The organism is Rhizobium sp. L51/94 (genome assembly GCF_019355555.1).
GTDB classification, from domain to species: Bacteria; Pseudomonadota; Alphaproteobacteria; order Rhizobiales; family Rhizobiaceae; genus Rhizobium; species Rhizobium rhododendri.
Window position 1 is genome coordinate 737695 of sequence record NZ_CP072142.1, and the last position, 11854, is coordinate 749548.

An 11854-nucleotide genomic window follows, 5' to 3' on the forward strand; every position below is an offset into this window, starting at 1 on the left:
ATAGACTAATTTGACAGAACCGTTTCCGCGGAGACATCCACGTCTGACATGGAGAACGCTATGAGCGTCCTGCGCTATTTCGGTCGCCTTCGGTCTTGCCGCGACAGTCTGGAAGACAGGCTGAATCTGCACGAGGCGCGCCGCTGCTTTGGAAGTGACGATTGCGAGGACGGCACCACCGACGAGCTGCTAGCGCAGATTTCCGAACTGGACGGCAGCTTGTCTTCTCTGCGCTATCGGCGGCGTCGTTAACGCACGGCCGATGCCTGCGCGACGAGCGCAGCGTGGTCGGCGTCGCCGATGATGCGCCCCTTCTCCATCGTTATGGCCTGGTCATATGTCCGATGACGCCGGGATCATGGCTGACCAGCGTCATGTCATGCGATACCGCGAGATCGTTGAGCAGGTCGAGAATGCCGGCCTTGACGGACGCATTCAGCGCCGAGGTCGGCTCATCGAGCAGCAGCAATGACCTCATTGCAACAGTATCTCGCTACTTCGATCCTGGCACCCAATGCAGAAAATAGCCCTCTTCGGCGACCTCTGCCAATGAACTGCAAAGCCGCACGAGATCGTCAAGTGGGCGAAACTCGCGCATCTTGAGCCAGCTTCCTGATGGTGACCTACTCTCTTTTGTTCCGCGGAGGTTTCGACTGACAGGAGCGTCAGCTCTTGCCTTTCCAGGGCACGAGCCATGCCTCCAAAGCACGCATCACCAGCGTAAAGGCAAACGCGCAAGCGGCGATGATGCCGATGCCGACGAATACCACATCCGTTGCCAGAAATTGCGAGGCCGACATGATCATGAACCCAATTCCGCGGGTTGCCGCGATCAATTCGGCCGCCACAAGCGTTCCCCAGCCGACGCCGAGCGCGATGCGGATGCCCGTCAGGATTTCCGGCAATGCCGAGGGCAAAACGATGTCGAAAAACAGGTTCCAGCGGCTGGCGCCCAGCGACAGCGCAGCGTTGACCCGCTCGATCGGTAGGGACCGCACACCGGCCTGGGCAGACAGGCAGATTGGCGCGAACATCGCCAGAACCAGCAGGGTGATCTTAGACGTCTCGCCAATGCCGAGCCAGATGATCATCAGCGGCAGGTAGGCGAGTGGCGGCAGCGGCCAGTAGAATTCGATGGGCGTGTCGAGTACGCCCTTGGCCCAGCGGTTCAATCCCATGGCCAGCCCGACGGGCACGCCGAAAAGACAGGCAACGAACGCGGCAGAGAGAATTCGAAACAGGCTGGCCGAGACATGCTCCCAGAGTGATGCGCCAGCATAGCCGTCATTGTAGACGGCGACTGCCTGCTTCACGACTTCTTCCGGCGTCGGCAGAAAGAGATGGGCGACGAGCCCAGATTTCGCCACGCCCCACCAGGCGGCCAAGAGCAAAATACCGGTGATGATGCTGATCGGTGCAGTCGATCGCTCGCCTATGCCGAAGGTGCGCATCTTGACGAGGCGATGGGTCGCCTCCGCCTCGGGATGGAGAATGCTCGCTGCTTCTGTCAGTTCGGTCATTCGGCAGCGCTCCTGACGTCGTCGGTGCTGTGGATGATGGTGCGGATCTCTTCGCGCAGATCGGCAAATTTGGACGATGTCTTGATCGCCCGCGCATCGCCACTTTTGGCAAGATCCTTGACGAAATCGAGGCTGAATCTAGCGACGACCCGGCCTGGGCGCGGCGACATGACGATCAGTTCTGTGCCAAGGAACAGCGCCTCCTCGATCGAATGGGTGATGAAGAAGATGCGCTTTCGCGACCGGTGCCAGATCGACACCAGAAGCTCCTGCATTTGCTCGCGCGTCAGACTGTCGAGCGCGCCGAACGGCTCGTCCATGAGCAGGATATCCGGCTCCGTCGCCAGTGCCCGGGCGATGCCGACGCGCTGGCGCATTCCACCGGAGAGCTCATGAGGCAGGGCGTTGCCGAACTCGCCGAGACCAACCAGCTGCAGCAGCTCCTCCGATTTCTCGCGGCGCTCGAATTTTCCGGCGCCCGCAAATTTCAGCCCCAGGCCAACATTGTCGAGGACCGACTTCCAGGGCAGGAGCGTATCTTTCTGAAACACGACGCCACGGTCGGCACCGGGCTTTTCTATCGGCCGGCCGTCCAGGGTTATCTTTCCTTCCGACAGCGGCAGAAATCCGGCGATGGCATGCAGCAAGGTCGACTTGCCACAGCCGGAAGCACCCAGTGCAACGACGAAACCCTGGTCGGGGATGTCGAGAGACACCCGGTCCAGAGCATGCACGGTGCGGCCATCCCGCGCTTTGAAATAGACGGAGGCGCGTTCGACTTTCAGCATATGTGAAATCCAATACGTTTCCCGCGCTGCGAATAACGACAGCGCGGCACAGTTGCTATCAGTTACTCGGCGCGACTACGGCGTCCGGCGTGACGAAGGCGGCGTAGCTTGGCAGGACGTCCGAGACCTTGCCCTGGTCCTTAAGGAACGTTGCCGTATCCTTGAGGATTTTGGCCGCACCGGACTTCTCACCACCGCCGAGCCAGGCATCGGAAGCCTGAACTTCAGGTGTCAGCAATGTCAGGTTCTTCAGTGCGGCAGATTGCTGTTCCGCCGTGCCGCCGAGCTGCTTGGCCAGCAGCTTGGCGTTGTCGCTGTCCGGCCCCCAGGCGGCCTTGTCGTTGGCGAAGGAAGCATAGGACGCGTTGATAACGCCGGCAAAGTTTTTCAGGAAACCGGGGTTCTTGTCGGCGAAGTCGGTAGCGGCGACCCAGGCGGAGAAGGTCGGCGCTCCTTTGTCGGCAACCTCCTTGGAGGTGATAAGTACCTTGCCGTTCTTTTTCAGTTCAGTCAGCGCTGGATCCCAAACGAAGCCGCCATCGATATCACCGCGCGCGAAACCCGCAACGATCTGCGGCTGGGGAATGGCGAAGACCTGAACGTCCTTTTCGGTCAGGCCGAGGCTCTTGATGAGAGCGAGAAGCTGGTAGTGGTCAGTCGAGACCGGAGCGGCCGCCAGCTTCTTGCCTTTCAGATCCGCCAGCGTATTGATCCCAGAGCCATTGCGCACGACAAGCGCTTCGTCGATGCCCGAAATCGACGAGAGGTAGAAGGCCCTGACGGCCAGGCCGCGCGAAGTCGCCGCTGCAAAGGGGCTGGAACCGACATAGCCGACCTGCACGTCACCGGAGGCGATGGCGGCAAAGATATCGGCGCCAGAATTGAATTTACGGAAATCGATGTCATAGCCGGTCGCCTTGGCAAAGGCGCCGTTAGCGATGCCGACCGACGACGGCAAGGCATCCGTCTGATAGCCGACGACGACCTTTTTGTCGGCCGCACTGGCTCCGAAGGCAGCAACCAGTGTCATTGCGCCGAACAAGCTGGCAAGCAGTCCCTTGTGGAGTTTCATTGTCCCGTCCCTACCCATGTGGCGCACGTCGCCGTTTCTTGAGCCGTCGCCTTTTGTGACGCCGGCGACTATAGGCTAAGCAGGGGCTTTGAGCATTTACAGTTCAAATATACTAAAATTCAAGATGAGTCGGGAAATAGCTTCCTGTCAAAGCTGCATCCGGCATCTTTACACGCAGGGGGATGCGGATGACTGCTTGACGACGTCGGCTGTTAGCCGACAGATCGAATCTGTTCTTTCGTCAAACCTAAGTGGTGTTCGCAGATGACAGCCGGCTATGGATTAGGCTTTCGACGGCGGGGTCCGCTTTGCGGTGCCCTGCGGTGACAACTCCGGTCGCCCCACGCTGTCGGGGCAGCTTTCGTTGGAGCGTCGACTATGAGACGACGCCAGGACTCGCAATCGGGGTCACTATGCACTATGACTTATACGTCTTCTTTGGATGTTGCGACCTTAGTCGTGCTGATCTGTCGGGAGTTGAGTGAATGCTTGAACGGGTCGAGCGAATGGATGCCTGTCGCGGAATTGACAGGGCTGTCCCCGCGTCTCCGCTCCTCATTTACGTTATCAATCTGGATCGCTGCATCGAGCGCTGGGATCGCCTCCGCACCCAGGCCGTCCAGCATGGCCTGAACCTCGTTCGGGTCGCAGCCGTAGACGGCCAATCTGTGCTCGCGGAGGAGCGGGTCGGCTTTCATCCCCGCTCCTTCAGTTATCACAACGGCCGCACGATCCTCGCCGGCGAATACGGCTGTTATCGAAGCCACCTGCTGGCTCTTGAAACCTTCGTTGCCAGTGGCGACGCGATGGCCCTCATCATAGAGGATGATGTCGACCTCAACGCGGCACTTATCCCGCGGGCCATGGCGGCCGTGGCGGCCGTGCCTGGAACCGAGGGCAGCGTCATCAAGCTCGCAAATCACCGAAAGGTCGGTTTCAGACCAGTCGCTATGACCACCCTCGGCGATGTCGTCGGCCGCTGCCTGCACGGTCCCCAGGGCTCAGCTGCTTGCTATATCGTCACGCGCCAGGCGGCACTGCAATTGGCAAAGACGTTGAATACGGTTCTGTTGCCCTACGATGTCGCTCTCGAACGCGGCTGGTCGACTGGTGTCCAGACGTTTTCGACAGAAGACAATCTCGTGACATTCAGTCCGCATCGAAGAGATACGACGATCGGCAAGAGGTCGCATTACAGGGCTGCCAAGCGACACTTCATGCTGCGCATGACAACCCACTGGTTCCGCGCTCACGACCAGCTGCGACGGTGGTTCTATGCGACATGGGGATGCCAGCGGATCAGCCGCTAGAAGTTTTCAGGCGCTCAAAGAAAACACAAAAGACCGCGAGCAGGTCTATGCGGCGGCCTCTCCCTCGCGTTCGCGAAACACCAGGTCCACCACATCTCCGTTCGGAGCATAGCCGGAGACCAGCATCTTCAGGATGCTCTGGGCGAGCGGAATGTCATTTTCATCCAAAGCCTTCTCCAGCGCCGCTAGGCGCTCGGACAATTCCGGCCACCTAAGAAAATCCTCGCGAGCCCGCATGATCCGCGGATGCGGCGTCGGCTGCGGGTTGTCGCCGATCAGCAGTTCCTCGAAGAGTTTTTCGCCGGGACGCAGGCCGGTAATCCGCAGTTCGATATCGCCCTCCGGATTGTCGTCGTCCAGAACGCTGAAACCTGAAAGCTCAACCATACGGCGGGCGAGATCGACGATGCGAACCGGCTCTCCCATGTCGAGCAGAAAGACATCCCCGCCCGATGCCATGGCGCCGGCCTGGATGACCAGCTGCGAGGCTTCCGGGATTGTCATGAAATAGCGGGTGATCTCCGGATGGGTGAGCGTAACCGGGCCACCGTCACGGATCTGCTGGCGAAACAGCGGCACGACGGAACCCGATGAGCCCAGCACGTTGCCGAAGCGGACCATCGAAAAACTCGTGGTCGTGCCGCTGGTGACGCGATCGGCGTCGAGGGCCTGCAGCACCATCTCCGCAAGTCGCTTGCTCGCGCCCATGATATTGGTCGGGCGAACCGCCTTGTCCGTGCTGATGAGGACGAAATTCTCGACGCCCGCCTTTTGCGCTGCCGTGGCTGCGGCGACGGTCCCCGTGACGTTGTTCTTGATACCTTCGGCAGGGTTATACTCGACGAGCGGCACGTGCTTGTAGGCGGCAGCGTGGTAGACGGTGCTCGGCTTCCATGCCGTCATGATCTGCTCCAGACGCGGTCCGTCGCGAACGGAGGCAAGAAAAGGGATAATGCGGATCTCGGCATCCTGGATCGCCAGCGCCGCCTTCTCGAGCTCGCCCAAGATGAGATAGAGGCCGAATTCGTTCTGCTCCACCAGCAGCAGGATCGAGGGGCGGTTCTTGACGATCTGGCGGCACAACTCGCTGCCGATCGAGCCTCCGGCACCGGTCACCATGACGACCTTTCCTCGGATGTTGCGGTCGAGCAAAGCCTGGTCGGGCGCAATGACATCGCGGCCAAGAAGATCCTCGATATCGAGTTCACGCAAGTCGGAGACGGCCACACGCCCCTGCGCCAAGGCGGTCAGGTCGGGCATCGTCCGGACAGTGACGCGGGCCTTGCGGATCGCCTCCAGGATCTCGTTGCGGCGTTGCCTTGTGGCATTCGGCAGCGCCAGCAATACATCGCGTGTTTCGCCGGTAGCAACAAGTGCCGGCAGGTCTGCGGGATCGTAGATCGGCAGCCCGGCCATGATACTGCCATGCAGGTGCCTGTCATCGTCGAGAAAGCCTACGACATTCAACTCCGAGCTATTGGACAGAGCTGCGGCGAGCTGCCTCCCGGAAGCACCGGCGCCATAGATCAAAACTTTTGCCAGCGAATTGCGGTTCAGAAGCCGCTGGTAAGCGTTGCCGAGCCAATAGCGGGTCCACATGCGCGACAGCCCGACGGCGATCAGAAGCAGCAACGGCTGCAATATGCCGACGGTGCGCGGCACGCCTGGAATGCTGATCGCGGTGAAGATCGTCATGAAGGCCAGGCCGTATATCGCCACCGCCTTGACCACCGTCATGAACGCCGAGAGGCCGGCATAGCGGAAGATCGCGCGGTAGAGCCCCAGCACGATGAAGATCGGGATCGCGAGCAGGAGCGAGACGAAGGCAGGGACCCATTCGACGCCCTCGAGGATCACCCACCCGTCAAGCCGCAGGCAATAGGCAAACCACACCGTAAGGACACAGAGGCTGGAGTCGACCAGAAGTGCAAAGGCGCGCTTTGTTACGCGCGGCAAAGCCAAAAAGGGCAGAACGAGCCGATCGGCAGATACCATCAACAATTTCCTCAGGCGCCGGTCATCCCAGTCCGCATTCATATTCCTGCACGGCGCATCGGCCATCTTCAGCACACCTAGTATGTCTTGCTGCTTCCAACAGCAAAAGGCAATTGCGCGAGACAGCCGCGCTGCGTTTTTCACACCGCTATAGCGCAATTGCACCGATGATCCGGGGACGGGCAATAACCGGCGGTCACGACCAGGACATCAGGTGCGGCTTATTCCTACCTACTGCAGATGGTCCGGTCGGTGGAGCACGGGGATGCCATTTGCGACGGCACCGCCGCTGACACCTGCCCCGAAAGCCCGAATGGCGGACGCCCACAGTCCAAAGGCTTTGGCCTCAGCGGCAGCCGAGGACGGTCATTCGTCCACCGGCTCGGTCTTTATGCGTTTTGCCATTCGCGCGATTGTGGAGTTCGAGCATCGGACCTTATTCCGCACGCTCTCCCAGGTCCTCCCACTTCGAAGCATCGCTATGATCTCGTCGTTGCGCCGCGTGTTCTCCGGACGGCCACGATAACCACCGGCCGCCTTGGTAGCGGCGATACCTTGACGCTGAAGCCAGCGCTTATTTTCTTGCGCTTTACGCGCAACGGTGGCCAGGACGTCGAGAAGGGTGCTGTTGATCGCCTGATTCACAGGTCCCCAGAGCTCAGTCGGTTCCGCCGATCCGAAAGCCCACGTTGTCGGCAGGGCCGGAGATACCACGAGAACACCACGGGCGTTGATTTCGGAGCGCAACTGATCCCAGGTTTCGACGTTCAGACGAGTAAGACGGTCAACTTGGGCGATCAGGAGGATGTCGCCGGGCTTGCAGATTGCCAATAGGTGGAAAAGGCCCGGACAGTTGTATGTCGCGCCGCCCTCGGTCTCGACGCTGGTGGTGGCAATCGTCCAGTTTCGTTCGCCAGCAAACTTTGCCAGCATCTCTTGGACGTCTGTCACCTCGTTTTTACCAATGTTTTTTTGCAGGTAGGCATGTATGGCCATAAGACAGCTGCTCACGAGATGCTATTTTTGAAATGTAGTATATTTTTGGTCTCAAGAACGGGCGTTTCCCCTTTGTGTGTGGGAATAATATTTCGGCTCAGAAAGATACGCAATGGCCAAGAGCGGTACGATATGCTTTTATTGTCATAATTAGACGTGAAAGAGAGACGTTTAATGCTTTGAGCGATAAGGTGGGATGCGCTGAAACCATAAACTGTTCTTATGCCGCCGGTACAATCGCACCGTGCCTCCAAACAGGCAGCGTCGTGCTGTTCTGCGATGCATGGCGCGCGACCGCGCAGAGCGGCTTGGACTTTGGCTGCCGACACCGTTCCTGAGACAGCGCTGCAGAAATGTAGATGGGGAGGGTAGCGAGATATTGAGTGATTGATCACGAAGCGATCGACCATTCATCTAAATGGCTTCGATCCGAGGCTGACTGGCGACGATCGGTCGGAGCTGGAGTTTCACGACAGGTCCGTGGTTCGTCATGGTTCGAGGCTAATGCCCGCCGCTTATGTCGTTGGAACGTCGACCGTGTCCTAGATAGGTCTGCCGTTAGCGCTGCAAAATTACATCCAATTGTCGCGCGCTATCGGCGTCGATCACGAGGCCTGTTATAAACCCAGCTTTCAAGATCGCGCGCGTGGCGTTCACCTTCGCAGTGCCCGCAGAGAGCAATATGATATCGCTTTTGAAAAGGTCCGAGAGGTTGGGTGCGCCCTGGCAAACGCATTGAGCCGCAGCCTCGCGAAATGGCACTCTACAATGAATTCTATCAGCAGTACCGGGTACTCTATCCGGTGCTGAAATCGGTTCTCGAACAGGGAGGTACACGGCATGGGTGATGCCGATTTCCGCCTCGACGGCAAGACGGCCGTTGTCACGGGGGCAGCGCGCGGCATCGGCCGGGCGATCGCCGAACGGCTGGCCGATGCTGGTGCCCGTGTCGTCATCGCCGACCTGGATCAGACGGAGGGCGACATTGTCGTCCGTGCGATCGTCAGGTCCGGAAGTGCGGCTGCCTTCGTCGCGCTCGACGTCACAAAACCCGCGATGGTCGCAGATGTCGTGGAAACAATCTATGCGCAGCATGGTTCTGTTGATGTGCTGGTCAACAATGCCGGTATTGTGCGCAATGCGCCGGCTCTCGACATGAGCCGAAACGACTGGCAGTCCGTGCTTGATATCAATCTCGGCGGTGTCTTCCATTGCGCCCAGGCGTTCGGGCGCCGCATGGTGGCTGCCGGGCGCGGCTGGATGGTCAACATCTCATCCATCTGTGGCGAGGTCACCGTCTTCCCCCAGCCGCAGGTATCCTACAACGCTGCCAAGGCCGGCGTGAATCTGTTGACCAAGTCGCTGGCGGTCGAATGGGCAAGGAGTGGTGTGCGCGTCAATGCCGTCGCACCCGGTTATGTCGCCACCGAGCTGACCTTGCGCGGCCGTAGCAACACGGAGTGGTTCGACACATGGATGCACATGACGCCGATGGGTCGCCTCGGCGAGCCGCGCGAATCGCCAATGCCGTTCTCTTTCTCGCCACTGACGCATCGAGTTACTTCACCGGCACGGTGCTGACCATCGATGGCGGCTATACAGCAATGTAGTCGCGCAGACCTAAGAAAATCTAGGGCCATGGCCTGATGTTCCCAGTCACTGGATCGCTTCTGATCAATTGTTTAGAGCGGCGATAAGCACGGCGTCGACGGCTCGCATCCCATCAAGCGCTACGACCGTCACGTTCGATTTGGGAAGCCTAACTCCGCTATGAAAAGCCGGTGACGCGTCCGTGTTGATGCAACACGAGAGCCACTGCACCAAGGACTGTGTCATCATTACCCAGAAACTTCCCATCCACGAAACGGGGTCTCGTTGTTTCAACCAGCTGGTCCGGCGGCTGGAGGGTGTGGCGCAAGAACTGCGCTCCATCGGCGTCAGGAAGGCTTCGCCGATTGCGACCAGCTGGCCAACTATGACGAACAGTGGTGGGTTGAGGATGGCGGCAGCGATGCCCATACCCCAGCCGGCCTTGTCCGCTGCATCGGCGATCAAGCGCCGATATCCAAGCCGGCCATCCCTTGCGTGCTCGACAAATTCATCAATAGTGACGGGGTAGCCGTCAAATTCTTCAGCGTGCCGGACGAGTTGGTACCCGCCGACAAATGTCTGAAGACATGCGAGGCAGTGATGTCCAGACAGCAAGTCTGTTTTCTTATGCGAGCTGCGAGGTACGCGTCCCGCCAAAACGATCCGCTGCCGCAATCCGCGCGATGTTACACCAGCCGTCGGAAAGTTTGTTGCCTGATTTGAAGCGATGTTTTCAGCGATCGGCCGCCCGTCCATCCCGCCGAAATAGCTACTGCGTGCGCTGTTGTTTCAGGCTTCCCACACGATCCGCTCAGAGCGCTAGCTCATAGAGCAGATGGAGGATAACCTGCTGTTTAGATGATTGAACGGCATGTCGATTGACGCGCCGAGCTGGGCCGTCATCGTGTTTGCAAGAACCGTGAACGCTTGTTGGTGGGCGACATCGCCGCCAAATTTCTGGCTGCCTTGTCAGCCAGCCGCGGGTTAGTGCTGCTGCCGAACGAGTGACAGCTGGAGCGACGCACAATGACACAACTTAAAGACTGAGGCGGGCTCAGCCCTTTTCCGGGCGTTAAGGTAGCGTCCCTTTGCTTCACTATTGGTTTTCGTCTCGGAGTAGTAAGAGCGATCTTGTCAGAATGCCGTCACGAAACATATTTCTCCAGACCACCACGGAGAACCAAATAATGTTCAATCGTCTGATAGCCTTAATGGAAGAGCCGGACAGGAAAAGATTAGTTGCCAACTTCGAGCCGGTCGAACTCCCCAGATTGTTCGAGATGGCGGAACCGAACAAAGCGGCAAAATACAGCTTCTTTCTGGAGTCGGGCATTGGATCGGTGGTGGCTGTCTCGCCAGCTGGACATGAGGTCGAAGTTGCGATCTTCGGTCGGGAAGGCATGTCGCCACCAAATAGTCTATTCGAGGACGACCAGGCCCCGTTCAAGGTCTTCATGCAGGTGGAGGGCAAGGGCAATCGAATATTGAACGACCATCTCTTTGAGGCGCTCGCCGCGAGTAGGGCACTTCGAAAGATTTTGAGTCGATACGCGCAGGCCCTTTTCGTCCAGACCAGTTTCACCGCACTGTCAAACACGACGCATTCCGTCGAAAAGCGGCTCGCTCGATGGCTTTTGATGGTGCATGACAGGACGGCTGGAAACGAGCTGCCTGTGACACACGAATTCCTAGGCGCAATGCTGAACGTAAGGCGGCAGAGCGTGACGACGTCTCTCCATCAGCTTGAGGGTGATCACCTGGTCTACAGTTCGCGAGGCCTCGTAACGATCCGGGACCGCAAACGACTTGAGGCGTTCGCAGGTGAGGCATACGGCCTTGCTGAGACCGAATTCTGTCGCTTGATAGGATCGATGGGCTAGCAACCCTACGCCACGATCAGCACTTTTCCACATTCCCGGCGCCTCTGTCCGCGGGCGGACGAACGGTTGCATCGGGCCTTCGTTGCGCTACGATCAGATGGTGACCGATGCAGGAGCGGAAAATGCGTCCAGATCCGTCCCGCGACCAAATAGAATTTGGCTTTCTAGATGTCGAAACACTGCAGAAGTGTCTTGAAGGATTTCTTTCCAGCGGTTGTTCTCGCGAGGCAGCAGGTAAAGAGGCTTCCAGCGTCAAGCTGAAAGTGGACGATCCCAGGAATGGTGATCATTCCGCCCATCGACGTCACGTTGACGACAAAGCCACTAAGCCGTCAGCGAAAATGAGGCAGGAATGCCTGGGTGACTGAAACGGCATCGAAGAGATTGGCTTGGAACTGACGCGGCATCTCTACACAAGGCGATTCCTTAAGTGCTCCCTCACGGTCATATCCTGCAGCGACAGTCTGCGGGTTACGACACCCCAAGGCTCAGGTCGATTGAGCGCATAGCCCTGCAAGACATCGACACCAAGATCGCGCAAGACATCGGCATGTTTAGGTGTTTCCGCTCCCTCCGCGACAACTTCAATCATAAGTGCGCGGGCGGATGGTATCGATCATTGCCAGGGAGAAACGTTCCTCTGCCGAGACGTCTGCGTTAACCGTGTCACCAAAAGGCGAGCAGGGCTTGGCTGAGGGCAAAA

Annotated in this window: 10 protein-coding genes and 3 pseudogenes; 4 read left to right on the forward strand and 9 right to left on the reverse strand. The window is 58.7% G+C overall.

What is annotated here, in order from left to right; genetic code table 11:
- Nucleotides 1–60 precede the first annotated feature (60 nt).
- Nucleotides 61–252, forward strand: a complete 192-nt coding sequence (locus J5274_RS21375; RefSeq protein WP_142831688.1) for a hypothetical protein — start codon at nt 61–63, stop codon at nt 250–252.
- Between the two features lie 70 nt (nt 253–322).
- Here the strand turns inward: J5274_RS21375 and J5274_RS21380 are convergent, their stop codons facing one another.
- The 4 genes from J5274_RS21380 to tauA all read right to left on the reverse strand — a co-directional run bounded on the left by J5274_RS21380 (nt 323) and on the right by tauA (nt 3338).
- The gene (locus tag J5274_RS21380) at nt 323–478 is read right to left on the reverse strand and encodes a hypothetical protein (protein WP_219274973.1); all 156 of its coding nucleotides are present in this window, start codon (nt 476–478) and stop codon (nt 323–325) included.
- Between the two features lie 187 nt (nt 479–665).
- Entirely contained in the window at nt 666–1520 is an 855-nt protein-coding gene (locus J5274_RS21385) for an ABC transporter permease subunit (protein ID WP_142831689.1), read from the reverse strand.
- The gene (locus J5274_RS21390; protein ID WP_219274974.1) at nt 1517–2308 is read right to left on the reverse strand and encodes a taurine ABC transporter ATP-binding protein; all 792 of its coding nucleotides are present in this window, start codon (nt 2306–2308) and stop codon (nt 1517–1519) included. The genes J5274_RS21385 and J5274_RS21390 overlap by 4 nt, the downstream gene beginning before the upstream one ends.
- Nucleotides 2309–2366: 58 nt before the next feature.
- On the reverse strand, nt 2367–3338 hold the full coding sequence (tauA, locus tag J5274_RS21395; protein WP_374113763.1) for a taurine ABC transporter substrate-binding protein: 972 nt from the start codon (nt 3336–3338) through the stop codon (nt 2367–2369).
- A 527-nt stretch (nt 3339–3865) separates the two neighbouring features.
- Here tauA and J5274_RS21400 point away from each other — a divergent pair.
- Nucleotides 3866–4690: a glycosyltransferase family 25 protein gene (locus J5274_RS21400; RefSeq protein ID WP_219274976.1), complete on the forward strand. Its 825-nt coding sequence runs from the start codon at nt 3866–3868 to the stop codon at nt 4688–4690.
- Nucleotides 4691–4735: 45 nt separating this feature from the next.
- Here J5274_RS21400 and J5274_RS21405 read toward each other — a convergent pair whose 3' ends face one another.
- Both J5274_RS21405 and J5274_RS21410 read right to left on the reverse strand, forming a co-directional pair.
- Entirely contained in the window at nt 4736–6685 is a 1950-nt protein-coding gene (locus tag J5274_RS21405; RefSeq protein ID WP_219274977.1) for a nucleoside-diphosphate sugar epimerase/dehydratase, read from the reverse strand.
- 366 nt (nt 6686–7051) lie between these two features.
- Nucleotides 7052–7681 (reverse strand): recombinase family protein, encoded by a 630-nt coding sequence (locus J5274_RS21410; protein ID WP_219274978.1) that lies wholly within the window; start codon nt 7679–7681, stop codon nt 7052–7054.
- 840 nt (nt 7682–8521) lie between these two features.
- Between J5274_RS21410 and J5274_RS21420 the strand changes: the two are divergent.
- Nucleotides 8522–9291 (forward strand): annotated as a pseudogene (locus tag J5274_RS21420) (SDR family NAD(P)-dependent oxidoreductase).
- A gap of 64 nt (nt 9292–9355) precedes the next feature.
- On the opposite strand, the gene J5274_RS21425 reads toward J5274_RS21420, so the two are convergent.
- Nucleotides 9356–9886 carry an ROK family protein gene (locus tag J5274_RS21425; RefSeq protein WP_209188295.1) on the reverse strand — a complete coding sequence of 177 codons (531 nt, stop codon included), beginning with the start codon at nt 9884–9886 and terminating at the stop codon, nt 9356–9358.
- A 572-nt stretch (nt 9887–10458) separates the two neighbouring features.
- Between J5274_RS21425 and J5274_RS21430 the strand changes: the two genes are divergently transcribed.
- On the forward strand, nt 10459–11151 hold the full coding sequence (locus tag J5274_RS21430) for a Crp/Fnr family transcriptional regulator (RefSeq protein WP_209186903.1): 693 nt from the start codon (nt 10459–10461) through the stop codon (nt 11149–11151).
- Nucleotides 11152–11411: 260 nt separating this feature from the next.
- Here the strand turns inward: J5274_RS21430 and J5274_RS28915 are convergent.
- Nucleotides 11412–11606: pseudogene (locus J5274_RS28915) on the reverse strand (SDR family NAD(P)-dependent oxidoreductase); the annotation flags it as partial.
- Nucleotides 11561–11764: pseudogene (locus J5274_RS29400) on the reverse strand (hypothetical protein); the annotation flags it as partial. The pseudogenes J5274_RS29400 and J5274_RS28915, both read right to left, overlap by 46 nt.
- Nucleotides 11765–11854: the final 90 nt, after the last annotated feature.